This window comes from Shimia sp. CNT1-13L.2 (assembly GCF_024331145.1).
GTDB lineage: Bacteria > Pseudomonadota > Alphaproteobacteria > Rhodobacterales > Rhodobacteraceae > Shimia.
On the sequence record NZ_JANDJO010000003.1, the window covers coordinates 499,522 to 524,283 of the forward strand.

Below are 24,762 nucleotides of genomic sequence, written 5' to 3' on the forward strand. Positions count from 1 at the left end.
TGCGATCAAAAAGGGCGACCCGCGGGCCGCCCTGATCTGGTTAGTCTTCCGAACCTTCCGAGGTCTCGTCCTCATCATTCTGTTCGGCAATCCGGGCGACCGAGACAACCTCTTCGCCCTTGCCGGTGTTGAAGACCCTGACGCCACCGGCCGAGCGGGAGCGGAAGGAGATGCCGTCAACCGGCACGCGGATCGACTGGCCGCCAGAGGTGGCGAGCATGATCTGGTCGTCCATCTCGACGGGGAAAGAGGCCACGAGGTCACCGCCGCGCATTGCCTTGTCCATCGCGGCGACACCCTGACCACCACGGCCACGCACCGGATAGTCATGGCTCGACGAAAGCTTGCCCGCGCCACCGGTGGTGATGGTGAGGATCAGGTTTTCGAAGGCCGACATTTCGGCATAGCGTTCCTGCGAGAGTTCACCTGCCACCGCGCCTTCGTCATCGGCCTCGCCCTCGTCGGTCACACCAGCCACGGCGCGGCGCATCTTGAGATAGGCGGCACGCTCTTCCGGGCTGGCTTCGAAGTGGCGGATCACCGACATCGATACTACCTTGTCGCTGTCATTCAGGCGGATACCGCGCACACCGGTCGAGTCGCGGCCTTTGAACACACGCACCTCGGTGGTGGGGAAGCGGATTGCCCGGCCCGAATTGGTGACCAGCATCACGTCGTCCTCTTCGGTACAGATGCGTGCATTCACCAGTTCCACGCCCTCGGGCAGTTTCATGGCGATCTTGCCGTTGCGTTTCACATTGGTGAAATCGCTCAGCGCATTGCGGCGCACGTCACCGGCCGAGGTGGCAAAGAAGATCTGCAGGTCGCTCCATTCGTCCTCGTCGCGGTCGACAGGCATGATGGCCGCAATCGACACACCGCTCGGGATCGGCAGGATATTGACGATGGCCTTGCCCTTCGAGGTCCGTCCGCCAAGCGGCAGGCGCCAGGTCTTGAGTTTGTAGACCATGCCATCGGTGGTGAAGAACAGAAGCTGGGTGTGGGTGTTGGCCACGAAGAGCGTGGTGATCACGTCCTCTTCCTTGGTCTGCATGCCCGAAACACCCTTGCCGCCGCGCTTCTGGGCCCGGAAATCGGCCAGCGGGGTGCGCTTGATATAGCCGCCCGAGGTGATGGTCACGACCATATCCTCGCGCTCGATCAGGTCTTCGTCGTCCATGTCGCCCGACCAGTCGACGATCTCGGTACGGCGCGGTACGGCAAAGTTGGTCTGAACTTCGCGAAGTTCGTCCGCGATCAGGCCCATGATACGTTCGCGCGAACCGAGAATTTCAAGGTATTCCTTGATCTTGGAGGCCAGTTCTTCAAGTTCGTCCGTGACTTCTTTGACACCAATCTGGGTCAGGCGCTGCAGGCGCAATTCAAGGATCGCACGGGCCTGGGTCTCGGACAGGTTATAGGTGCCGTCCTCGTTCATGGTGTGGGTCGGATCGTCAATCAGCTGGATATAGGCCGCGATGTCGGCCGCCGGCCAACGGCGGGTCATCAGCTTGTGACGGGCCTCGGCTGCATCCGCCGATGACCGGATGGTGGCAACCACTTCGTCCACGTTCGACACGGCCACGGCCAGACCACACAGGATGTGGCTGCGTTCACGTGCCTTGCGCAGATCAAAGGCGGTGCGCCGTGCCACGACCTCTTCGCGGAAGTCGATGAAGGAGGTCAGGAACTTGCGCAGGGTCAGCTGTTCGGGGCGACCACCGTTCAGCGCCAGCATGTTGCAGCCGAAAGACGTCTGCATCGGGGTAAAGCGGAATAGCTGGTTCAGCACCACATCGGGGGTGGCGTCGCGCTTGAGTTCGACCACGACGCGCACGCCGTTACGGTCGGATTCATCCTGAACGTGGGCAACACCCTCGACCTTTTTCTCGCGCACCTGCTCGGCGATCTTCTCGATCATCGAGGCTTTGTTCACCTGATAGGGGATCTCGTCGATGACGATGGCATAGCGGTCCTTGCGGATCTCCTCGACGCGGGTCTTGGCGCGGATGATGACGCTGCCACGGCCTTCTAGATAGGCTTTGCGCGCACCGGAACGGCCCAGCATGATGCCGCCGGTCGGGAAATCCGGTCCAGGGATATACTGGATCAGCTGTTCGCTCGACAGGTCAGGATCATCGATCAGGGCCAGCGTCGCGTCGCAGACTTCGCCAAGGTTGTGCGGCGGGATGTTGGTGGCCATACCCACCGCAATACCGCCTGCGCCATTGACCAGCATGTTGGGGAACCGCGCCGGAAGCACCGTCGGTTCCTTGTCCTTGCCGTCATAGTTGTCCTGGAAGTCGACCGTGTCTTTTTCGATGTCGGCCAGGATCGAGGCGGCGGGCTTGTCCATCCGCACCTCGGTGTAACGCATGGCCGCCGGGTTATCGCCGTCCATCGAGCCAAAGTTGCCCTGACCGTCCAGAAGCGGCAGCGACATCGAGAAATCCTGCGCCATACGAACGAGCGCATCGTAAATCGCGCTGTCACCGTGCGGGTGGTATTTACCCATCACGTCGCCCACCGGACGGGCCGACTTGCGGTAGGCCTTTTCGTGGGTGTTGCCGGTCTCGTGCATGGCATAAAGAATGCGGCGGTGGACGGGTTTCAGGCCGTCACGGAGGTCGGGAATCGCACGGCTCACGATCACGCTCATGGCGTAATCGAGGTACGAGTTGCGCATTTCTTCCTCGATGGTCACCGAGGGTCCGTCGTGCGGCATATACTCGTGTACGGATTCTTCTTCGTTTTCAGGGGTTTCCGGAGTGTCGCTCACGTAGTGGCTCGCTTCTTTCTGGCGGTCGCTATCTTGTTGTCATTTTTATAACAGCCCCATCATATGGGGGCAATGGCCGTGCGCGAGGAATTGCTTTGCGGGGTGGGTTAATGCGGATTGCGCTGAGAAAACCCATGTCGGTGCCACGTCGGTATTTTGTCGGTATCACGTCGGTGGGGTGTGTGTCGGCCTGGTGGATGAACAGAGAGTACGCCACCAGACTTTGAAACAGGGAACGGCGACAGTCGTGGCCACGCCCCAAGCCCAAGCCGGAGCATGTCTCTGCATCACCACCACGGGCAGAGTGCAAAAAAATCCCGAAAACATCACCCACACGGGTGATATTCCCGTTCGCATGGGGTAAGGCGTAGGAAGACGTATCAAAACTTAAGGCAACGAAGATAGCCGAGATGAAGACTTCCATTCCTTTGACTTCCATTCCCGAGAACACCCTGTTTGGGGCGGGTGATACTTTTGTCCTGTTTGGGGAACTGTTCGGCCGTGGCTATGCCACCGGCCTGATCGAGTCGGCCAAGGCGGCCGGCATGAACGTGGTCGGCATTACCGTCGGCCGCCGCGATGACGCAGGGGCGCTGCGGGCGCTGACCGACGAAGAACTGGCCGCAGCCGAAGCCAACCTTGGCGGCAAGATCATCAACGTGCCGCTGATGGCCGGTTTCGACATGGACGCGCCGGAAGGCGAGAAGACTCCAACCGATCTCGTTGGCGAAATGACCATCGACGGCTGGCAGGAACACAAGCTCGACTGGGACCTGATCGATCGCTGCCACGCGCTTGGCGTTGACCGGTTCAAGACCGCGCTGGCCGAGGTCATGACGCAACTGGACGCGCTGCTGCCCGATGGCAAGAACGTCTATTTCGCGCACACGATGGCGGGCGGCATTCCGCGTGCCAAGGTGTTCATGGCAATCGCCAACCGCATCTACAAAGGTCGTGGTGCGCGTTACATGCCGTCGCAGGCGCTGGTTGACAGCGATCTTGGCAAGCTGATCCTGCAGAACTTTGATGAGGTGACCGCCCATACCTTTGGTCACCTTCTGGACGCCTCGGGCGCGATCCGCGACCGGATCGAAGCTTCGGGTGGGCAGGTGCGCTATACGGCTTACGGCTACCACGGCACCCGCGTCCTGATCGGCGATGACTATGCCTGGCAGACCTACACCAACTATACCCAGGGCTATGCCAAGATGCGCCTTGAAGAGCACGCGCAGGCGGCATGGGACAAGGGTATCAAGGCCACCGTCTTCAACTGCCCCGAAATCCGCACCAACTCGTCCGACGTGTTCGCCGGGATCGAGCTTTCGTTGGTGCCGCTGCTGTCGGCGCTCAAGAAAGAAGGGGGCGGCGCATGGGTGGATGCACAGTGGCAGGCCTGCCAGGAGCTTCTGAAAGATGATGTTTCGCTCGAGTCGGTTCTGAAGATGGTCGGCGACTACCAGCAGGATGAGGTGATGCAGGCGTTTTCGGACTTCGAGGCCTGGCCGATGCCGAACAGCGCCGAGCAGGTTGAAAAGACCGTCGGCACCTCGCAGGACATCGTGGCGCTGCACAAGAACCGCAAGGAACTGGTGAGTGATCTCCTGAGCCAGCTGGTTCTGGATGCCACCGGTTCGCTGATCTTCAACGAGGCCAGCGCGCCGAATGGCCCGGTCCTGTGGCTTGACCACGATCTCGTGGCACAGCAGCTGATCAAGACCAACGGCTGAAGTCGGCCATAACCAAAAAACAAAACGCCCTCGCAGTGATGCGGGGGCGTTTTTTCATGGTTCAGGCGTCGTGGTTCAGGCCGAGCAGCTTGCCCCGCCCAGAACACAGAACTTGGCGCAGTGCGGGTGGTTCAGACGCACGTCTGCCTCGGCCTCGGCCAGGGTGGTGCCCATATCGAACTCGGCCTCATAGGGCAGGAGGGTGCAGGCAATGACCGACGGGCTGTCGGCGCCCTTGTGTTTCACCACCATGCGCGAGTTCGAGCACATGACCTCGGTTGGGGCCTTGTTCAGGATGCCCCAGCAGGCGGTGGTGATTTCCGGTACTTCGGCCATTTCGTCCATTTCCGGGAACAGAACGGTCTGGCCGGGGTTCATCGCGTCGATGGCAAAGCCCTCGCGTTCATACAATGCGCTGTAGCCGGCGCGGGATTCAGCGTCGCTTTCGCCCCAGACGGTGCGACCCGCAACCGCCATGCGGAAACCGTTGTCACGCAGCCAGCGCATTCCGGTCAGCGTCTTTTCAAACGATCCCTTGCCGCGTTCCTTGTCGTGCAGCTCCGCGCCCCAATGGTCGACAGAAATTCGCAGGGTCAGCTTGTCGGCGTAGGCCTTGTGCAGCTCAAGAAGCCCCTCGCGCACGGATTTGCGCATCATCGGCAACATGGCGTTGGTGAGGATCAGAACCTCGTAACCCCTTTCCAGCGCGCGGCGGGTCATCTCGATCATCTGCGGGTTCATGAAGGGTTCGCCGCCGGTAAAGCCGATTTCGCGCACGTTCCAGCGCCGCTCTTCCAACTGGTCAAGGTAGTCGCTGACTTCATCCGCGGTCATATAGACCAGCGCGTCATTGGTGGGCGACGACAGGATATAGCAGTTTTCACATTCGATATTGCAGAGCGTCCCGGTGTTGAACCACAGGGTTTCGGGGTTTTCCAACGATACATGCGCACGGGTTTCGCCCTTGGCCGTCAGATAGGGGTCCGAGAATTTTCCTGCGTTTACCTGATCTTTCATCACTCTGCCTTCGTCTTTGGTGAGACCGTGCTAGCAAAAACCTGAGGTTCGGGAAAACCTCTTTCCACATCAGTGACACAGTTGTGATGCAGAACAGGTTTGATAGAGTTGTCCAAGACGGGGCGTGCCTGATTTGATGGCGTGATGACGATCCCGAGGAATGCGAGAAAACCATGACGCCGCGCAGCGTGCCCGTAGATGAGTTTGACCTGGTTGTCTTTGGCGGCACCGGGGACCTGTCCCGCCGCAAGATTCTGCCGGCGCTATACAAGCGTTTTTGCGCCGGTCAGATGCCCGGACAGTCCCGCCTGATCGGGGCAGCCCGTTCCGATATGGGCCGCGCCGCCTATCAGGCCTTCGTGCGCGAGGCCCTCGAAGAATTCGCCAATGTCGATGGCAGCACTCAGCTGGACGGGTTTCTTGACCGTCTGGATTACGTGACGCTGGATGCGCGTGGTGACACGGGTTGGGCCGATCTTGCGCAGAAGATGGTGCCGGGCCGGGTGCGGGCGTTCTATTTCTCGGTGGGGCCAAGCCTTTTCGGCGATCTTGCACAGGGGTTGCAGAAGTGGAACCTGTCGGACGATCAAAGCCGTATCGTGGTCGAGAAACCCTTTGGTCATGACCTTGAGACCGCGCGTGCGCTGAACCGCGAGTTGGCCTGCCATTTCGAAGAACGTCAGATTTACCGGATCGACCATTACCTTGGGAAGGAAACCGTTCAGAACCTGATGGCTGTCCGGTTCGGGAACATGCTGTTCGAACCGCTCTGGAACTCGCAGTATATCGACCACATCCAGATCACTGTGGCGGAAACCGTCGGGGTGGGCGGTCGCGGGGCCTATTACGAACGTGCGGGCGCGATGCGCGACATGATGCAGAACCACATGATGCAGCTTCTGTGCCTGATCGCGATGGAGCCGCCCGCCAAATTCGAGCCGGATTCGGTGCGGGATGAAAAGCTCAAGGTGATCCGTGCGTTGGACCCGGTCGAGCCGCACCATATCCAGCGCGGTCAGTACACTGCATCGGACGGGGTTCTTAGCTTCCGGGAAGATGTCGAGAATGCGCGGTCAAAGACCGAGAGTTTCATTGCCCTCAAGTGTCACATCAGCAACTGGCGTTGGGCGGGAACGCCGTTCTATTTGCGCACCGGCAAGCGTCTTGCCACCCGCAGTTCCGAGATCACGGTGGTGTTCAAGGATGCGCCGCACTCGATTTTCGGGCCGGAAGCGGGGCGTCACAACAATGAGTTGACCATCCAGTTGCAGCCGGATGAAGGGATCACCCTTGACGTGACCATCAAGGAGCCGGGACCGGGCGGAATGCGCCTGATCGACGTGCCGCTCGACATGAGTTTCGCCGAGGCGCTGGGGCCGGAAGCCGACAGTCCCGACGCATATGAGCGTTTGATTATCGACGTGATCCGTGGCAACCAGACCCTGTTCATGCGCAATGACGAGGTGGAGGCGGCCTGGGCGTGGACAGACCCGATCATTCAGGGCTGGGAGGCGCGCGGTGACGTTCCCAAACCCTATGACGCATTTACCACCGGACCGGATGGCGCACTGCAAATGGTGCGCCGGGACGGCCGGGACTGGCGAGGAATACGACGTTGAATTTGCAGGAATACGTAGACGCGGACATGATGGCGATCGATCTCGCCAATATTCTGGCCGACGAATTGTCCGAGGCGCTGCACCACGAAGACCGCGTGCTGTTTGCGGTGCCCGGAGGGTCGACGCCGGGGCCGATTTTCGACGATCTCTGTGCCGCTGACATCGACTGGAGCCGGGTCGATGTGGTGCCCACCGATGAACGCTGGGTGCCGGAAGATCACGAACGCTCCAACGCGCGCATGATCAAGGAACGTCTTTTGGTTAACCGCGCCGCTGCGGCCCGTTTCATCCCGCTTTACACACCTGCACATTCACCGGAAGAGGTGTTGCCGGAACTTGAGTCGATGCTGACACCGGAGTTGCCGATTGCCGTCGCACTGATCGGGATGGGGGCGGATATGCACACCGCCTCGATGTTCCCCGGCGCGGACGGGCTTGAAACCGCGCTGGACAGCCACGCGCCGATCCTCGTGCCGATCCGCCGCGATGACCTGCCCGATACCCGGATTACCCTTTCTGCCCGCATTTTGGGCGGTGCCGTCTCAAAGCACCTTGTCATCACCGGAGAGGACAAGCGCGACGCATTGAAACAGTCACGTCATTTGACGGCAGCGCAGGCCCCCGTTAGGAGAGTGCTGAGCGGCGCGACCGTACATTGGGCAAAGAGTTAGTATGTGGAATGAATTGAAAGACTTGCACGCCGCAACCGCGGCGCGTTCTATTGTTGACCTATTTGAAGACAGCGCCCGCGCCGAAACATTTTCACGGCATCACGACGGGCTTTTATTCGACTTTTCCAAGACCAATCTCGACGCTGACATCCTGAAGGCGCTTGTTGCGCTGGCCGAAGAAGCAGGCGTCGCGAACAAACGCGAGGCGATGTTTCGCGGCGACAAGATCAACGTCACCGAGGATCGCGCGGTCCTGCATACCGCCGCGCGGGCCATTGTCGGCGATGCCCAGGATGGCGAGATCATGGTTGATGGCCATGACGTGATTGCCGAGATTCGCCAGACCCATCGCCGCATGGCGCGCTTCGCGCGCGCGGTGCGGGCTGGGGACTATCCGGCAGGGGGCGTGCAGATCACCGACGTGGTCAATATCGGTATTGGCGGCTCTGACCTTGGCCCCGCGATGGCCACCAAGGCGCTGGCCCCCTATGGCGACGGGCCGCGCTGCCATTTCGTGTCGAATGTCGATGGCGGCGACCTTGTGGACGTGGTCAAGCACCTGCGCCCGGAAACCACGCTGGTGGTGGTGGCCTCCAAGAGCTTTACGACCCAGGAAACCCTGATGAACGCCCGCTCCGCCCTGCGTTGGATGGAAGAGGCAGGCGGTGATCCGACGGCCCGGTTCGTGGCGATTTCAACGGCGATGGACCTGACCCGGGATTTCGGCATCAAGCCCGAGAACGTCTTTGGCTTCGGCAGCTGGATCGGTGGGCGCTACTCGGTCTGGGGGCCTATCGGCCTGTCGCTGATGCTGTCCATCGGGCCCGAGCGGTTTGACGAATTCCTGCGCGGCGGCCTTGCCATGGACCAGCACTTTTGTGACGCGCCGTTTGACGAGAACCTGCCGGTGCTTTTGGCCCTGATCGGGTTGTGGCACCAGAAGGTCTGCGGCTATCCGACCCGCGCCGTCATTCCCTACGAACAACGCCTGCGCCGCCTTCCGGCCTATCTGCAACAACTCGAGATGGAATCGAACGGCAAGGGCGTGGGCACCGATGGCCAACCCTTGCCCATGGGCGGCGGTCCGGTTGTCTGGGGCGAGCCGGGCACCAACGGCCAGCACGCGTTCTTCCAACTGATCCACCAGGGGCAGGACATCATCCCCGTCGAGTTCCTGCTTGGCGCCGAAAACCACGAGCCCTCGCTTGGTCACCATCACCGGGCGCTGATTGCCAATTGCCTTGCTCAGTCCGAAGCCCTGATGAAAGGCCGCACGCTGGATGAGGCGCGCAGGCAGCTTGAGGACAAGGGCATGTCTGCGGAAAAGATCGACGAGATCGCGCCGCATCGTGTCTTTACCGGCAACCGCCCGTCGACGACCTTGCTCTATCCGCGCCTCACACCCTACGTTCTGGGCCAGATCATCGCGCTTTACGAGCACCGGGTGTTTGTCGAAGGCGCGATCCTCGGGCTTTATCCTTTCGATCAATGGGGCGTCGAGTTGGGCAAGGAACTGGCCAATGGATTGATGCCCGCAGTGAGCCGCCGTGAACGTGCGGAAGAGACCGAAGGGTCGACCCTCAAACTGCTGCGCTACATCCACAACGTCCGCGGCTAAGCGACGGGTTTGAGGCTCGAAGGCAAGGACCTGCGGCGGCTTGCCGCAAATTAGGTCCGTTTTGTGCTATACTTCCCCAATTGACAGCAAATCAATGGGGGACGTCATGGCGATTGAGACACGGCAGTTTCCGTTGGGCACGTCGACCTGGCGGTACTTTGCAGAGATCCTGCGCAACACCAATTCCACCTTCACACCGAACAGTGACGGGTCGAAACTGACCATCAGCAACGGCTCGGGCACGAATGTTGTCTTGAACGGCACCGGCCTGGATGTGAACGGGGGCATCTTTAGCGGCACCTTCGGCAGCATGTCCTTTGAACGCGCGGGATTTATTGCCACGACGCTGCTGCTGCCGGCGGTTGTGCTCATGCAGACAGCGATCACGCTGGCCCTGTCGCAAAGCGGCAAGTCCAACCCGGTCAAGGATGCGCTGTTCTTTCAACTCCTGCTGCCTGCGATCTTCTTTCTCGATGTCTTGGGCCATGTCGGGCGTGACATCGTCGATGATTTCGAAAGCAACGACTTCATCAACACCGGCGGCGGGCGCGACACGATCTTTTACCGGGGCGGCGCAGATCAGATCGACGGAGGCAAGGGGTTCGATACGCTGGATGGCAAATTCCTGAACGACACGCTGAACGTGAACCTTGGTGCCAACACGATTTCGACGGGCGGTGCGCCTGCGCTGGTCGGGACGATCCAGAAGGTCGAGAATATCAACGGTACCAGCGGGGATGACACCCTGATCGGCAATGCTGCGGACAATACGATCCTTGGCCGGGCAGGGGATGATTTCATTCTGGGTGGTCGTGGGGCGGATTACCTTGGCGGTGGAGATGGCAGGGATTCCCTGAACGGTGAGCGCGGCAATGATACGTTGTTTGGTGGCACCGGTGGTGACTCGCTGAGTGGTGGGCTTGGCAATGACCGGCTAGAAGGCGAGTCCGGACAGGACACGCTGTTTGGCGGGGCAGGGAACGATGTTCTCATCGGAGGGGCGCACAGCGACGTTCTGAATGGCGGCGATCATCACGATACGCTCAAGGGCGGCTCTGGCAAGGATACCCTGAAGGGGGGCAATGGCTCGGACGTTCTGGAAGGGGGCAAAGGCAACGATGTGCTGAAAGGCGGACTGGCGCGCGACACACTCAAGGGCGGTGCCGGAGACGATGTGATCGAAGGCGGCTTGGGCGGCGATGACCTGTTCGGAGGTCCGGGGAGTGACACCTTTGTTTTCACCGACGGTGGCCCCAACGGCTTTGACAAGATCTTTGATTTCAACGCCGCCGAGGACCAGATCCGCATCAAGGGCAGCAATGCCAACGAAGTGACGGTGACCGACAATGGCACCGATACGATTGTCACCTATGATGGCGGGCAGGTCACGCTCAAGGGGGTCTTGCTGACCGAGAGCGACATCACCTTCGATTTCTAGGGAGGCTCTGGAGCGGGTAACGGGAATCGAACCCGTAACAAGAGCTTGGGAAGCTCGTGTGATACCTTTTCACCATACCCGCTCGTGGGGTTCTGGGTAGTGAAACACCCCCGCAAGGTCAAGCCTTGGCGGGGGTGTTTTTGCTTTGGATATCGTCTTGCGATCAGGCGCGACGACGGCGACGGCGGCGGCCGCCGTCTTCTCCGGTGCCATCTCCGCCGCCGGTGTTGAAGTTCACTTGCGGCAGGTCGACGACAGTGCCGAGGATCGGGAAGGGATCGGACGAGTTCGGAATCGCCGAGGCGTTCACGAAATGCTCCTGGAAGCGCGGCTCCACGGCGGTTTCGATCTTCTCGATCTGGCGCACGGTTTCCTCGATCTCGCCGCGGGCTTCGGTGTTCAAAAGCGCGATGCGGGCACCGGTACCGGCGGCGTTGCCGGCCGAAGTCACCTTGTCGAGCGCGCAGTCGGGGATCATGCCCAGAACCATAGCGTGTTTGGCCGAGATATGCGCGCCGAAGGCGCCGGCAAGCACCACGCGATCCACGGTGTCGACTTCCAGCTTGTCCATCAGCAGACGCGCACCGGAATAGAGCGCGGCCTTGGCCATCTGGATGGCGCGGATGTCGGGGTTGGTCACGGTGATGGTCGGGCCGCCATCGGCAGAGCCGTCCCACAACAGATAGGCGTTGGTACGCCCGTCCTGAACACAGCGCGATGTGCCGACCTGTTCGGAAGAGCCGATCAAACCCGAGGCATCAAGGATACCAGCCAGCCGCATTTCGGCGATGGCCTCGATGATACCCGATCCGCAGATGCCGGTGATGCCGGTGGTGGCAATCGCGACGTCGAAACCTTCTTCGTCCGACCAGATATCCGAGCCGATCACACGGAAGCGCGGCTCCTTGGTGATGGGGTCGATTTCCACACGCTCGATCGCGCCGGGGGCGGCACGCTGGCCGCTGGAAATCTGCGCACCTTCAAAGGCGGGGCCGGTGGGCGAGGAACAGGCCAGAACCTTTTCCTTGTTGCCCAGCAGGATTTCCGCGTTGGTGCCCACGTCGACCACCAGAACAAGGTCTTCGGACTTGTCCGGCGCTTCCGACAGGGCCACCGCGGCGGCATCGGCACCGACGTGGCCGGCGATACAGGGCAGAAGATAGACGCGGGCGGCGGGGTGGATGTTGAGGTCGAGTTCCACGGCACGCAGGGCCAGCGCGTTTGAGGTGGCCAGCGCAAAGGGCGCCTGGCCCAGTTCGAACGGGTCGATGCCAAGGAACAGGTGGTGCATGACCGGGTTGCAGACAAAGACCGCGTCCACGATCAGCGCCTTGTCGATCTCGGCTTCGGCGGCGATCTGGGTGAACAGCGCGTTCATGCCCTCGCGCACGGCGCGGGTCATCTCAAGGTCGCCCCCCTTGTTCATCATCGCATAAGAGACGCGGCTCATCAGGTCTTCGCCAAAGCGGATCTGCGGGTTCATGATGCCCGAAGAGGCCACGACCTCGCCGGTTTTCAGATCGCACAGGTGGGCGGCAATGGTGGTCGAGCCGAGATCAACCGCGAGACCATAGACCGAACCCTCGTAGTAGCCGGGCCAGATGTGCATGATCTTGGGCGGGTGGCTGTCATCACCAAGGTGCACGGCCACGGTGACCTTCCAGTCGCCCTTGCGCAGGATCGGCTGCATCTGTTGCAGGATGTGCAGGTCGGTTTTCACGTCCTTCAGATCCCACTGAGTTTCCAGCGCCTCGATCAGGCGCTCCATATCGCCCGAAGGCTTGTGCATGTCCGGTTCTTCCACCTCGACATAGAACAGGCGGGTCGACGGGTTCATGGTGATGTCACGGGCCTCGGCGCGTTTGCGCACAACCTGACGGTGGACCTGGCTTTCGGGCGGCACGTCGATCACGATGTCGCCCTGAACGGTGGCCTGACAGCCAAGGCGGCGGCCATCAATCAGGCCGCGCTTGTCCTTGTAACGTTGCTCGACCTTGTTCCATTCCGACAGGGCGCCATCTTCGACGGTCACGCCGTGTTTGGGAAATTCGCCGTAAGAGGGCGTGATCTGGCATTTCGAACAGATGCCACGTCCACCGCAGACCGAATCCAGGTCAACACCCAGTTGACGGGCGGCGGTGAGGATCGGCGTACCAACGGGGAAATTGCCGCGTTTGCCGGATGGGGTGAAGATCACGAGAGGATCGCTGCTCATGTGTCCAGATACCTGTCTAAGTTTGTTCGCGCGAAGTATAGAATAAGTGACTGGTCGCGCTTGGAAAGACAAGGAGCGGCATCGAAAGGTAAAAGCGCGGCATATCCTGCTCTTTTTGTGGCGATTTTGCTGGCTGATCTGTCGCTCTGGTGCCGAATTTCGGGTTTTGCGGTATATTTCGCGTCACAGAGGCGGAAGTTCCGCAGAATAGGGGTTTCGCACCCCTCCCAGCCATGCAATAGGGAAGCGCCAAACGAGGTCACCCTAGGAGATGTGTGATGAAGATTCGTGAGGCGCTTACCTTCGATGATGTTCTTCTGGTTCCGGCGGCATCCAATGTGCTTCCGACAACCGCTGATACGCGGACGCGTGTCACCAAGAGCATCGACCTGAACATCCCGCTCCTGTCATCGGCCATGGACACGGTCACCGAGTCGCGCATGGCGATCGCGATGGCTCAGGCCGGCGGCATGGGGGTGATCCACAAGAACCTCGACGCCGAACAGCAGGCCCGCGAGGTGCGCCGCGTCAAACGGTTCGAATCCGGCATCGTCTACAATCCGGTGACCCTGACCCGCGACCAGACCATCGCCGACGCCCGCGCGCTGGTGGAACGCTACAACTTTACCGGCTTCCCGGTAGTGGATGCGCAGGGCCGCGTCGAAGGTATCGTCACCAACCGTGACATGCGTTTTGCCACCTCGGATGACACACCGGTTCATGTGGTGATGACAACCAACGACCTCGCCATGCTTCAGGAACCCGCCGATCTGGACGAAGCCAAAAGCATGATGCGCGCCCGTCGTATCGAGAAACTGCTGGTGGTTGACGGCGAGAACAAGCTGACCGGTCTTTTGACCCTGAAAGACACCGAGCAGGCCGTGCTGAACCCGACCGCCTGCAAGGACGATCTGGGCCGCCTGCGCGTGGCTGCGGCCTCGTCGGTGGGCGACAGCGGTTTTGCCCGCTCGGAGCTGCTGATTGATGCGGGCGTCGACATCGTGGTTGTCGATACCGCGCACGGCCACTCGGAAGGGGTGATCGAGGCGGTCAAACGTATCAAGGCACAGTCCAATGCCGTTCAGGTGATCGCGGGCAACGTGGCCACTGCGGATGCGACCAAGGCGCTGATTGATGCCGGTGCAGACGCCGTCAAGGTGGGGATCGGCCCCGGTTCGATCTGTACCACCCGTATGGTGGCCGGTGTTGGTGTGCCACAGCTGAGCGCGATCATGGATTGTGCCGAAGCAGCCGGTGACACCCCGGTGATTGCCGATGGTGGCATCAAGTTCTCGGGCGATTTCGCCAAGGCGATTGCGGCAGGGGCCTCCTGTGCCATGGTCGGCTCGATGATCGCGGGCACGGATGAGTCCCCGGGCGAAGTGATCCTCTATCAGGGCCGTTCGTTCAAATCCTACCGTGGCATGGGCTCGCTTGGCGCCATGGCACGCGGCTCGGCGGATCGTTACTTCCAGAAGGACGCGGCCAGCGACAAGCTGGTGCCGGAAGGCATCGAAGGCCAGGTGCCCTACAAAGGCGGCGCTGGCGCGGTCATTCACCAGCTGGTGGGCGGTCTGCGTGCGGCCATGGGCTACACCGGCAACGGCACGGTCGACGAGATGCGCAAGAACTGCCAGTTCGTGAAAATCACCGGTGCGGGCCTCAAGGAAAGCCACGTCCACGACGTGCAGATCACCCGCGAGAGCCCGAACTACCGGATCGGCTGATGACACCTGCGGCGCGGGTCCAGACGGCGATCGAGCTTCTGGACGAGATCATCGCGGGCACGCCCGCCGAAAAGGCGCTCACCGGATGGGCGCGGCGGGCGCGGTTCGCGGGGTCGAAAGACCGGGCCGCGGTGCGTGACCATGTCTACGACGTCTTGCGCCAGCGCCGCCTGGCAAGCGAGCTTGGGGGCGGCCTGACGGGCCGTCGCCTGATGATCGGTCTTCTGCGTGCGCAAGGTGCTGATCCTTCTGACCTTTTCACCGGACACCCGTATGCGCCGGCCCCTCTGGAGGCGGGCGAACTTGAGGCAGGCACGGCCAGTGGCCAGCCCGATTTGCCGGATTGGATCGCCCCGCCCATGCAGGAGGCGCTTGGGGCAGATTTTGAAGGCAATGCGCAGGCCATGCGCGCGCGTGCGCCGGTTTTCCTGCGGGTGAATTTGCGCAAAGCCTCACCTGAAAAGGCCCTTATTGCCCTGCAGGAAGATGGCATCACTGCCGAGACCTCCGCGATTTCCGACACCGCGCTTCTGGTCACCGAGGGGCAGCGCAAGATCAACAACAGCCGCGCCTATCGCGAGGGGCTGGTGGAATTGCAGGACGCCTCGAGTCAGGCCGCGGTGCAGGCGCTCGACCTTCAGGATGGCACCAAGGTTCTTGACTACTGTGCGGGCGGTGGCGGCAAGGTGCTGGCGATGGCGGGGCGCTGCAAGGGCAGTTTCTTTGCCCATGACGCCAACCACGGCCGGATGCGCGACCTTCCGGACCGCGCCAAACGCGCCGGGGCCAAGGTGCGCACGCTGCGGACGAATGATATTCCGGGGCAGGGGCCTTATGACCTCGTGTTCTGCGACGTGCCCTGTTCCGGCAGCGGAACATGGCGCCGGACACCGGATGCCAAGTGGCGCTTTGAGCAACAGGACCTGGACGAGTTGAACAGGGTTCAGTTTGATATCCTCTCGGAAGCCGCGCGTCATGTGGCCAACGAAGGGCGTTTGGCCTATGCCACCTGTTCGCTGTTGCGGGTTGAAAACCACGATGTTGTGAACCGTTTTCTGGCGGCTAATCCCGAATGGGCTGTGTCCTTTCAAAAGCAATGGACACTTCTGGACGGCTGTGACGGCTTTTTCCTGACGATCCTGTCGCGCTAACCCTCAAATTTGGCCACTTTACTCAACCTGTGGTAGTGTCTCCTTAAGCCGTTGTTAAGAAGCAACGACTTACAACGGGGAAACGAGGTTTGAGAGGGGGCCGCCGTGACGGTTTCTGCACTGCAATCCGGGCAGGCTTGGCGCAACTGGCTGCGCATTGGTCTGTTGTGGGGCGTGGCCATTGGTCTGTTCCTGCTGTCCGGCATGGCGTCACAAGAGGCTTCGCGCCTGTCTCTGATTGTTGCGGGCGCCATTCTCGGGTTTTTCACGCTGTTTCTATGGGTGCGCGACCTGCAACAGAAATCGCGCCGCAAAGCGGTGTCCAAGGGCCTTGGGGCGATGGTCGCGCTTGGACCGCATCAGCAATACCTCACAGATGGCGACAGCGTGATACTGGCCGCCAATGCCGAGGGTGAAAGACTATCCGGCGGCGCGGCCGACATGATCGCCTGTCTCGGCGCGTCCCTTGCCGACGTAGAAGGCATCACTAGCCGGTTGCTCGCCGCAGCAGCGGACAAGGGCGCGACAAGTGAAGAGTTTCACACCCGCGACGGCAAGATCGCCATACATGTGGCCGCCGTTTCTCCGGGAATCTTCCAATGGCAGGTGCATCGACACAGCTATCTGACCAACACGGAAGGCGCCGGAATCCCCCGTCTGCCCATGTTAACGGTCAGCGCCAAGGGGGCGGTTTTGTTCATGAATGCCGCCGCGCGCGAGTTGCTGGGCGCGCGCCGCACGGCCCTGCGCGAGATTTTCGGCGATGACGGTCCGCGCCAGGGCGAGGCCAACACTATCCTGACCGAGGAGGGTGGCAAGAAATGCCTGGTGGCCGAGTTTCCGACCAGCGCCGGACGCCGCGAAATCTACCTCCTGCCAACCACCGCGCCGCGCATCCCGGGCGATGTGGTGATGTTCGAGGACCTGCCGATCGCGCTGTTGAAAATCGCGGTCGACGGGCGGGTTGTTTCGGCCAACCGCGCCGCGCGGGCGCTGGTGAAGCGCGACTTTCGCCAGACCGTGGAACTTCAGGGGCTGATGGAGGGGCTGGGCCGGTCGATCAACGACTGGCTGGCCGAGGCCGCGGCAGGGCACGGGGGCAACCATTCGGAGTTCCTTTTATTGCGCCGCGAGGATCGCGAAGTCTTTGTCCAGGTGAGCCTGAACCGGGTGGTTGAAGGCGGGCGGATTTTCCTGATTGCGGTCTTGAGTGATGCAACCGAGTTGAAATCGCTCGAAGCGCAATTCGTGCAAAGCCAGAAGATGCAGGCCATTGGCCAGTTGGCAGGCGGCGTCGCGCATGATTTCAACAACCTGCTGACCGCGATTTCGGGACATTGCGACCTCATGCTGCTGCGCCATGACGAAGGGGACCCAGACTATGGTGATCTCGTGCAGATCAATCAGAACGCGAACCGCGCCGCGGCACTTGTGGGCCAGCTTCTGGCCTTTTCCCGCAAGCAGAACCTGCGCCCGGAGGTGCTCGACCTGCGCGATACGCTGGCCGATCTGACGCATCTCCTGAACCGGCTCGTGGGGGAAAAGGTGCGGCTGACATTGATGCACGACCCCGAGCTCAGCGCCATCCGCGCCGACAAGCGGCAGTTGGAACAGGTCTTGATGAACCTCGTCGTCAATGCCCGCGACGCGATGCCAAAGGGGGGCGAGATCATCATCCAGACCGAAAGCCTGCGTCTCGACAAGCCTCTCAAGCGGGATCGGGCCACAGTGCCGGCGGGAACCTATGTCTGTGTCAGGGTGCGCGACGAAGGTGTGGGCATTCCCGGTGACAAGTTACAGAAAGTCTTTGAACCCTTCTTTACCACCAAGCGCACCGGCGAAGGGACCGGTCTTGGTCTGTCCACGGCCTATGGCATCGTGAAACAGACTGGCGGCTATATCTTTGTCGATTCGACACCGGGAGAGGGCACGCAGTTTACCCTGATGTTCCCCGAACATGACCTCTACGATGTGCCCAAACCGGTGATCGAAGCCGAACGCCAGGCGGCCCAGTTACGGCCACAAGGCGGCGTTGTTCTGCTGGTCGAGGACGAGGCGCCGGTGCGCAGCTTTGCCTCGCGCGCCCTACGCCTGCGCGGGCTGACGGTGCTCGAGGCGGGTACCGGCGAAGAGGCGCTGGAAACGCTGGAAGATGCCGACCTGCATGTCGATCTGTTTGTGACCGACGTGGTGATGCCCGGCATGGATGGCCCGAGCTGGGTGCAGAAAGCCCGCCAGCGCCGTCCCGATGTCAAGGTGGTCTTCATGTCCGGCTATGCCGAAGACAGTTTTTCCGACCGGCAGGCCAGGATTGCCAATTCCACCTTCCTGCCCAAGCCGTTCTCGCTCAATGACCTGACGGGCATAGTCATGGAAAACCTTGGCGAGACTCAGGAAATTCCGGCGTAAAGGTCGAACTCTTCGGCGCATTTCCGGCGTAGCTTGTCTTCGACCTTCTTGGATAGCGTCAGCTCCATGCTGGGCGAGACGTTTTCGCGCCCCAGCGTGATCTTGCGCGACAGCCGTTCTTCAAGAAACCCGAGCAGCTTGTCCTGGTCTTCGTAGCGGAACAGGAAATCGACCTTGGTGCCGTTGGGGCGCGGTTCGATGAACTTGGCCTGACTGCCCACATTGGCAAAGGCCGGGCGGTCTCCCTTGCAATAGGCATCGACGAATTCGTCGAAGGTCTTGTCGTGGGTGGCATTCGGGTGCCCCTTCATGGCATCGCGCTGCCGGTAACGATACCAACTGCCGAGCCAGCTGATCGGTTCGCGGATCACTGCAACGGTCTGCATGTTTTCTTCGCCGCAGGCCTTTTCGAACATTGGCCGGAAAAACCGGTTGTAGCGATAGACTGGCGCATGTTTCAGCTGCGGCGGGTTGGAGATCACCATGTCGGCGTGGGGGGCAAGTGCGGATTCTATCGCCGTGGTGCCGGTTTTGGGAACGGATAAGATAACGAGTTTTTCTTTCCAGAAAACAAGCATTTGGCGGCCTCAATACAGTCTGCTCAAGATCATTCTTGGTTGGTAAACTACTCTTTAAGACCTCTCTGAAAAAGCTGTTTATAGAGAATTTTGTTGAAATGTTCTCCTTTTGATCTCATAACATGTGAGAACACAAGGTGAACGCAGGCAATCATTGCCGCCGGCAACGGTGTGTGGAATAAGGAAGCGAACCAATGGCAACGGCAGAACTGTTTGATATGAGCAGCAAGAAAACGGCAGACAAGCAAAAGGCGCTGGACAGCGCCCTGGCCCAGATCGAACGCCAGTTCGGCAAGGGCTCGATCATGAAACTCGGCGCGGACAACCCGATCCAGGAAATCGAGGCCACCTCGACCGGATCACTGGGGCTTGATATCGCGCTTGGCATCGGCGGCCTGCCCAAGGGCCGCATCATTGAAATCTATGGTCCGGAAAGCTCGGGCAAGACCACGCTGACCCTGCACTGCATCGCGGAAGAGCAGAAAAAGGGCGGCGTCTGCGCCTTTGTCGACGCGGAACACGCGCTTGATCCGCAATACGCCAAGAAGCTGGGTGTCGATCTTGACGAACTTCTGATTTCGCAGCCCGACACCGGCGAACAGGCGCTCGAGATCACCGATACGCTGGTGCGCTCTGGTGCGGTCAACATGGTGGTGGTCGATTCGGTGGCCGCCCTGACCCCGAAATCGGAACTCGAAGGTGACATGGGCGATTCGAACGTCGGTGTTCAGGCCCGCCTGATGAGCCAGGCCATGCGCAAGTTGACCGGGTCTATCGCGCGTTCGAACTGCATGGTGATCTTCATCAACCAGATCCGCATGAAGATCGGCGTCATGTTCGGCAGCCCGGAAACCACCACCGGTGGTAACGCGCTCAAGTTCTATTCCTCGGTGCGCCTGGATATCCGCCGCATCGGCGCCATCAAGGACCGTGACGAGGTGGTCGGCAACGCAACCCGCGTCAAGGTTGTGAAAAACAAGGTCGCGCCGCCCTTCAAGCAGGTGGAATTCGACATCATGTATGGCGAAGGCATCTCGAAGATGGGCGAACTTCTTGACCTGGGTGTCAAGGCGGGCGTGGTCGAGAAATCCGGCTCGTGGTTCTCTTACGGTGACGAACGCATTGGGCAGGGCCGCGAGAACGCCAAGAATTTCCTGCGGGAAAACAAGCGTATGGCCTATGAAATCGAAGACAAGATCCGTGCTGCCCACGGCCTCGACTTCGACATGCCGCCCGGCGAAGAAGACAATGACGTGCTGATGGAAGATGACGCGTGAGCCACGTCACGACCGAAGAACTGATGCGGGCGCTCCCGCATGTGATGGCCGCCCCCAAGGATGGGGCGGCCATTTCCATGTTGTGCCTGCGACCCGAGCGCAACGAACGCCGCTTCGTGGATGAAATCACCCTGACCCGTGAAAACGGCATCCCCGGCGAACGCTGGAAGGATCAGCCGTGGCTGCGCACCGAAGACGGCGCGCCGCATCCCGGCATCCAGGTGTCGATCCTGCAAAAGAGGGTGCTGGATCTGGTCTGGCGCGACCGCGAAAACACCGTGCATCCGGGCGACACTTTCATCGCCGATATGGACCTGTCCGAAGCCAATCTGCCCGTCGGCCAGTTCCTGGAAATCGGCGAAGCGGTGCTGAAGGTCTCGGAGGTCTTCAACGACGGCTGCGTCAAGTGGAAGGCGCGCTATGGCAGCGAGGCGAAAGACTGGATCACCATGCCTGGCCACCCGGAACTGCGCCTGCGCGGCGTACTTTGCAGTATCGAACGGGACGGCATCATCCGCGAGGGTGATATTCTGAGGAAAATCGACCCGTTATAGGACCAGTTGGCGCAAGTCTGCTTTGACATGTGGACAGGGGCGGGCAGGGGGTTTAAACCCGGGCGGAACCAATAAATCAGCCGCGAGAGACCTATCTCATGCCCAGCCTGAACGACATCCGGTCGACCTTCCTCAACTACTTTGCCAAGCAGGGCCACGAAGTCGTGCCGTCCTCGCCCCTGGTGCCCCGCAACGACCCCACGCTGATGTTCGTGAACTCGGGCATGGTGCAGTTCAAGAACTGCTTTACCGGCGTCGACAAACGCGACTATGTGCGCGCCACCACCGCGCAGAAATGCGTGCGTGCCGGCGGCAAGCACAACGACCTCGACAATGTCGGCTATACCGCGCGTCACCACACGTTTTTCGAGATGCTCGGCAACTTCTCGTTCGGCGATTACTTCAAGCACGAGGCCATCCCCTTTGCCTGGGAACTGATCACCAAGGAATTCGATATTCCCAAGGACAAGCTTTACACGACGGTCTACCACACCGACGATGAAGCCTTTGAAATCTGGAAAAAAGTCGGCGTTCCGGAAGATCGCATCATCCGCATCGCCACCTCGGACAACTTCTGGCAGATGGGCCCGACCGGCCCCTGCGGCCCCTGTACCGAAATCTTCTATGACCACGGCGATCACATCTGGGGTGGCCCTCCGGGCAGCCCGGAAGAAGACGGTGACCGTTTCATCGAGATCTGGAACATCGTTTTCATGCAGAACGAAAAGTTCGAAGATGGCTCGATGGTGGATCTCGACATGCAGTCGATCGACACCGGCATGGGCCTCGAGCGGATCGGCGCCCTGCTGCAGGGCAGCCATGACAACTATGACACCGATCTGTTCAAATCGCTGATCGAGGCTTCGGCCAATGTCACCTCGACCGATCCTTATGGCGACAAGAACGTGCATCACCGCGTGATCGCCGACCACCTGCGCTCGACCTCGTTCCTGATTGCCGATGGCGTGATGCCGTCGAACGATGGCCGTGGCTACGTGCTGCGCCGCATCATGCGCCGCGCGATGCGTCACGCCCACCTTCTGGGCGCGAAAGATCCGGTCATGCACCAGCTGGTTCCGGCGCTGGTTCAGCAGATGGGCCAGGCCTATCCTGAACTGACCCAGGCGCAGGCGCTGATCACCGAGACGCTGAACCTAGAGGAAACCCGCTTCAAGCAGACGCTGGATCGCGGTCTCAAGCTGCTGGACGACGAGTTGGCCGGTCTTGAAGAAGGCGCACCGCTGGCGGGCGACGCGGCCTTCAAACTCTATGACACCTATGGTTTCCCGCTTGACCTGACGCAGGACGCCTTGCGTGAAAAGGGCCGCGAAGTCGACACCGCGGGCTTTGATGCCGCCATGGCCGAACAGAAGGCCAAGGCGCGTGCTGCCTGGGCCGGGTCTGGCGATGCGGCACAAAGCGAAGTCTGGTTCGATCTGGCCGAAGAGGCCGGCGCGACCGAGTTCCTTGGCTATGACACCGAAAGCGCCGAAGGCCAGGTTGTGGCCATCGTGGTTGACGGCGAAGCCACCGACAAGCTCGAGGCGGGCGCAACCGGTTGGCTGGTGATGAACCAGACGCCGTTCTATGCCGAAAGCGGCGGTCAGGTGGGCGACCACGGCTATGTGGCGCGACTTGAGAACCGAGATGACATTGCCAAGGTCGAAGACGTTCAGAAATTCGCCGAAGGCAAGCTGTTTGCGCACAAGGTCACGGTGGATCAGGGCACCTTTGCCAAGGGCGATCCGGTGGCGATGGAGGTAGACCACACCCGCCGCAGCGCCATCCGCGCCAACCACTCGGCGACGCACCTGCTGCACGAAGCGCTGCGCGAACACCTTGGCGATCACGTGGCTCAGCGCGGCTCGCTGAACGCGGCGGATCGTCTGCGCTTTGACTTCAGCCACGCCAAGGCCCTGAGCGCAGAAGAGCTGCACAAGGTGGGTCTCGACGTGAACGCCTATATCCGTCAGAACACCGCCGTCGAAACCCGCATCATGACCCCGGACGACGCCCGCGAGATCGGCGCACAGGCGCTGTTCGGCGAGAAGTACGGCGACGAGGTACGTGTTGTCTCGATGGGCCGCGCCAACACCGGCAAGGGTATGGGCGGCGATACCTATTCGATCGAACTCTGCGGCGGCACCCACGTCAAGCAGACCGGCGATATCGGTGTGTTCGTCCTCCTCGGCGACAGCGCGTCGTCTGCCGGTGTCCGCCGGATCGAGGCGCTGACTGGTGAGGCCGCGTTTGAACATCTCGAACGCGAAGCAGGCCGCATGGCGCAGGTTGCCGGTGCCCTCAAGGCACAACCGGCCGATGTCATGGACCGTCTGAAATCGATCATGGACGAACGCAAGGCGCTTCAGAACGAGGTGGCCCAGCTGCGCCGCGAACTGGCCATGGCCGGTGGTGCAGGGCAGGGCGGTGCCCCCGAAGCCAAGGACGTGAACGGCGTGAAGTTCTTTGCCCAAGTGCTGACCGGCGTTTCCGGCAAGGACCTGCGTCCGCTGCTGGACGAGCACAAGACCCGCCTTGAAAGCGGTGCCGTGCTGCTGATCGCCGACGAAGGCGGCAAGGTGGCCGTCGCGGCTGGTGTGACCAATGATCTGACCGACAGCCTGTCGGCGGTTGATCTTGTCCGCGCCGCGGTCGAGGCCCTTGGTGGCAAGGGCGGCGGTGGCCGTCCCGACATGGCACAAGGTGGTGCCAAAGATGCCAGCAACGCCGACGCCGCCATGGCCGCTGCCGAGGCCGTGATTGCAGGCTGACCATTTGGTCAAAAAAATCTTGGACTGTCCGGCACATCGTCTAAACTGCCGGGCAGATCAAACAAGGGGGAGATTCCCATGCCCGCACTCTGGATTGCACATGTGACCGTCACTGACGCCGAGGCCTATGGCAAATACGCCGAACTGGCCGGGCCGGCTATCGCCAAACATGGCGGCCATTTTATCGCCCGTGCCGGCAAGTTCGTGCAGCTTGAGGGCAAGGAGCGCCCGCGCAACGTGGTTGCGAAATTCCCGGATGTCGAGACCGCAGTCGCGTGTTACAACAGCCCGGAATACCAGGAGGCGCTCAGCCATGCGCGCGGTGCTTCGGAACGTGAACTGATGGTCGTGGAGACCAGCGAATAATCAGAAGGAGACTGGCCAGATGTGCCGATGGGCCGCCTATATCGGGCACCCCTGTTATCTCGAAGATGTCATCATCAGGCCAGATCACTCGCTGATCCAGCAAAGCATGCAAGCGGTCGAATGCAAGACCCAGACCAACGCCGACGGTGTTGGTCTTGCGTGGTATGATCGCCGTCCCGAGCCGGGGCTTTATCGCGACACGCATCCCGCGTGGTCCGATCCGAACCTCAGATCCCTGACCGCGCAGGTGCAATCGGGTCTGTTCCTGGCCCATGTGCGGGCCTCGACCGGCACCGCCACCAGCCGCAACAATTGCCACCCTTTCGCGGTGCGCAACTGGTCGTTCATGCACAACGGGCAGATCGGGGGCTTTGAAACCTTCCGCCGCCGCGCCGACATGCTGATCCCCGACGAGCTTTATCCCGAACGCAAAGGGGCCACCGACAGCGAGGTGATTTTCCTGCTTGGTCTCGCCGAGGGTCTGGATCACGGCCCCAAGGAGGCGATGGAGATCGCCGTGGGCGTGCTGCAGCGCATGAGCCGCGACAAGGGCGCCAAGCCACATGTCCGCATCGGGGCGGCGTTTTCCGACGGCGAAACCTTGTATGCGATCCGCTATGCCTCGGACGAGCGCGCGCCCACGGTCTATCACCGCTGGAGCGACAGCCGCAAAGGCCGCGCCGTGGTCAGCGAACCTCTGGTACAGGCCGAGGACGGATGGGAAGAGGTGCCGGCAGGAAGCTTCTGCCGCTTCTCGAAAGACGGGTCTTTCTCGATCGAACCTTTCAAGCCGCTGATCTGAAACAAAAAACGCCGGAGGTAATCTCCGGCGTTTCTGATTTCTC

Annotated in this window: 17 protein-coding genes and 1 tRNA gene; 13 read left to right on the forward strand and 5 right to left on the reverse strand. The window is 61.0% G+C overall.

Annotated elements, in window-relative coordinates; translation table 11 throughout:
- Positions 1 to 40: 40 nt before the first annotated feature.
- Positions 41 to 2,779 carry a DNA gyrase subunit A gene (gene gyrA / locus NNA36_RS09250; protein WP_255106614.1) on the reverse strand — a complete coding sequence of 913 codons (2,739 nt, stop codon included), beginning with the start codon at positions 2,777 to 2,779 and terminating at the stop codon, positions 41 to 43.
- A 410-nt stretch (positions 2,780 to 3,189) separates the two neighbouring features.
- Between gyrA and NNA36_RS09255 the strand changes: the two genes are divergently transcribed.
- A complete protein-coding gene (locus NNA36_RS09255; protein WP_255106617.1) occupies positions 3,190 to 4,506 on the forward strand; it encodes a hypothetical protein in 1,317 nt (438 codons plus the stop codon).
- Positions 4,507 to 4,581: 75 nt separating this feature from the next.
- On the opposite strand, the gene NNA36_RS09260 is transcribed toward NNA36_RS09255, so the two are convergent.
- Positions 4,582 to 5,523, reverse strand: a complete 942-nt coding sequence (locus NNA36_RS09260; protein WP_255106619.1) for a radical SAM protein — start codon at positions 5,521 to 5,523, stop codon at positions 4,582 to 4,584.
- A 173-nt stretch (positions 5,524 to 5,696) separates the two neighbouring features.
- Here NNA36_RS09260 and zwf point away from each other — a divergent pair, with 173 nt between their 5' ends.
- The 4 genes from zwf to NNA36_RS09280 all read left to right on the forward strand — a co-directional run bounded on the left by zwf (position 5,697) and on the right by NNA36_RS09280 (position 10,869).
- Entirely contained in the window at positions 5,697 to 7,142 is a 1,446-nt protein-coding gene (gene zwf, locus NNA36_RS09265; RefSeq protein ID WP_255106621.1) for a glucose-6-phosphate dehydrogenase, read from the forward strand.
- Positions 7,139 to 7,813 carry a 6-phosphogluconolactonase gene (gene pgl / locus NNA36_RS09270; protein WP_255106623.1) on the forward strand — a complete coding sequence of 225 codons (675 nt, stop codon included), beginning with the start codon at positions 7,139 to 7,141 and terminating at the stop codon, positions 7,811 to 7,813. The genes zwf and pgl overlap by 4 nt, the downstream gene beginning before the upstream one ends.
- Position 7,814: 1 nt before the next feature.
- Positions 7,815 to 9,431, forward strand: a complete 1,617-nt coding sequence (pgi, locus tag NNA36_RS09275) for a glucose-6-phosphate isomerase (protein WP_255106626.1) — start codon at positions 7,815 to 7,817, stop codon at positions 9,429 to 9,431.
- Positions 9,432 to 9,537: 106 nt separating this feature from the next.
- Positions 9,538 to 10,869, forward strand: a complete 1,332-nt coding sequence (locus NNA36_RS09280) for a calcium-binding protein (RefSeq protein ID WP_255106628.1) — start codon at positions 9,538 to 9,540, stop codon at positions 10,867 to 10,869.
- Positions 10,870 to 10,877: 8 nt separating this feature from the next.
- On the opposite strand, the gene NNA36_RS09285 is transcribed toward NNA36_RS09280, so the two are convergent.
- Positions 10,878 to 10,951 (reverse strand) — tRNA-Gly (locus NNA36_RS09285).
- A gap of 81 nt (positions 10,952 to 11,032) precedes the next feature.
- Complete coding sequence (locus NNA36_RS09290; protein ID WP_255106631.1) at positions 11,033 to 13,084, reverse strand: ASKHA domain-containing protein; 2,052 nt, start codon at positions 13,082 to 13,084, stop codon at positions 11,033 to 11,035.
- A 278-nt stretch (positions 13,085 to 13,362) separates the two neighbouring features.
- On the opposite strand from NNA36_RS09290, the gene guaB reads away from it, so the two are divergent.
- The 3 genes from guaB to NNA36_RS09305 all read left to right on the forward strand — a co-directional run bounded on the left by guaB (position 13,363) and on the right by NNA36_RS09305 (position 18,371).
- Positions 13,363 to 14,811, forward strand: coding sequence for an IMP dehydrogenase (guaB, locus tag NNA36_RS09295; protein WP_255106633.1), 1,449 nt, complete (start codon positions 13,363 to 13,365; stop codon positions 14,809 to 14,811).
- Positions 14,811 to 15,962, forward strand: coding sequence for an RsmB/NOP family class I SAM-dependent RNA methyltransferase (locus NNA36_RS09300; protein WP_255106636.1), 1,152 nt, complete (start codon positions 14,811 to 14,813; stop codon positions 15,960 to 15,962). Before guaB ends, NNA36_RS09300 begins: the two co-directional genes overlap by 1 nt.
- A 105-nt stretch (positions 15,963 to 16,067) precedes the next feature.
- The gene (locus tag NNA36_RS09305) at positions 16,068 to 18,371 is read left to right on the forward strand and encodes an ATP-binding protein (protein WP_255106638.1); all 2,304 of its coding nucleotides are present in this window, start codon (positions 16,068 to 16,070) and stop codon (positions 18,369 to 18,371) included.
- Here NNA36_RS09305 and NNA36_RS09310 read toward each other — a convergent pair.
- The gene (locus NNA36_RS09310) at positions 18,353 to 18,949 is read right to left on the reverse strand and encodes a sulfotransferase family 2 domain-containing protein (RefSeq protein WP_255106641.1); all 597 of its coding nucleotides are present in this window, start codon (positions 18,947 to 18,949) and stop codon (positions 18,353 to 18,355) included. The genes NNA36_RS09305 and NNA36_RS09310 overlap by 19 nt on opposite strands.
- Positions 18,950 to 19,143: 194 nt before the next feature.
- Between NNA36_RS09310 and recA the strand changes: the two genes are divergently transcribed.
- From recA to NNA36_RS09335, 5 genes are all read left to right on the forward strand, one after another.
- A complete protein-coding gene (recA, locus tag NNA36_RS09315; RefSeq protein WP_303623691.1) occupies positions 19,144 to 20,226 on the forward strand; it encodes a recombinase RecA in 1,083 nt (360 codons plus the stop codon).
- 23 nt (positions 20,227 to 20,249) lie between these two features.
- Positions 20,250 to 20,780 (forward strand): hypothetical protein, encoded by a 531-nt coding sequence (locus NNA36_RS09320; protein WP_255106841.1) that lies wholly within the window; start codon positions 20,250 to 20,252, stop codon positions 20,778 to 20,780.
- A 98-nt stretch (positions 20,781 to 20,878) separates the two neighbouring features.
- Complete coding sequence (gene alaS / locus NNA36_RS09325; protein ID WP_255106644.1) at positions 20,879 to 23,551, forward strand: alanine--tRNA ligase; 2,673 nt, start codon at positions 20,879 to 20,881, stop codon at positions 23,549 to 23,551.
- A 78-nt stretch (positions 23,552 to 23,629) separates the two neighbouring features.
- The gene (locus tag NNA36_RS09330) at positions 23,630 to 23,917 is read left to right on the forward strand and encodes a DUF1330 domain-containing protein (RefSeq protein ID WP_255106646.1); all 288 of its coding nucleotides are present in this window, start codon (positions 23,630 to 23,632) and stop codon (positions 23,915 to 23,917) included.
- Positions 23,918 to 23,936: 19 nt separating this feature from the next.
- Positions 23,937 to 24,719 (forward strand): class II glutamine amidotransferase, encoded by a 783-nt coding sequence (locus NNA36_RS09335; RefSeq protein ID WP_255106648.1) that lies wholly within the window; start codon positions 23,937 to 23,939, stop codon positions 24,717 to 24,719.
- The last annotated feature ends 43 nt before the right edge of the window (positions 24,720 to 24,762 follow it).

What these genes read in the sequence shown, in the direction of transcription:
- guaB (WP_255106633.1), top strand. Translation starts at nt 13,363, where the DNA reads ATGAAGATTCGTGAGGCGCTTACCTTCGATGATGTTCTTCTGGTTCCG.
- alaS (WP_255106644.1), top strand. Translation starts at nt 20,879, where the DNA reads ATGCCCAGCCTGAACGACATCCGGTCGACCTTCCTCAACTACTTTGCC.
- zwf (WP_255106621.1), top strand. Translation starts at nt 5,697, where the DNA reads ATGACGCCGCGCAGCGTGCCCGTAGATGAGTTTGACCTGGTTGTCTTT.
- NNA36_RS09260 (WP_255106619.1), bottom strand. Translation starts at nt 5,523, where the DNA reads ATGAAAGATCAGGTAAACGCAGGAAAATTCTCGGACCCCTATCTGACG.
- NNA36_RS09310 (WP_255106641.1), bottom strand. Translation starts at nt 18,949, where the DNA reads ATGCTTGTTTTCTGGAAAGAAAAACTCGTTATCTTATCCGTTCCCAAA.
- NNA36_RS09255 (WP_255106617.1), top strand. Translation starts at nt 3,190, where the DNA reads ATGAAGACTTCCATTCCTTTGACTTCCATTCCCGAGAACACCCTGTTT.
- recA (WP_303623691.1), top strand. Translation starts at nt 19,144, where the DNA reads ATGGCAACGGCAGAACTGTTTGATATGAGCAGCAAGAAAACGGCAGAC.
- NNA36_RS09300 (WP_255106636.1), top strand. Translation starts at nt 14,811, where the DNA reads ATGACACCTGCGGCGCGGGTCCAGACGGCGATCGAGCTTCTGGACGAG.
- NNA36_RS09290 (WP_255106631.1), bottom strand. Translation starts at nt 13,084, where the DNA reads ATGAGCAGCGATCCTCTCGTGATCTTCACCCCATCCGGCAAACGCGGC.
- NNA36_RS09320 (WP_255106841.1), top strand. Translation starts at nt 20,250, where the DNA reads ATGCGGGCGCTCCCGCATGTGATGGCCGCCCCCAAGGATGGGGCGGCC.
- pgi (WP_255106626.1), top strand. Translation starts at nt 7,815, where the DNA reads ATGTGGAATGAATTGAAAGACTTGCACGCCGCAACCGCGGCGCGTTCT.
- NNA36_RS09280 (WP_255106628.1), top strand. Translation starts at nt 9,538, where the DNA reads ATGGCGATTGAGACACGGCAGTTTCCGTTGGGCACGTCGACCTGGCGG.
- NNA36_RS09330 (WP_255106646.1), top strand. Translation starts at nt 23,630, where the DNA reads ATGCCCGCACTCTGGATTGCACATGTGACCGTCACTGACGCCGAGGCC.
- NNA36_RS09335 (WP_255106648.1), top strand. Translation starts at nt 23,937, where the DNA reads ATGTGCCGATGGGCCGCCTATATCGGGCACCCCTGTTATCTCGAAGAT.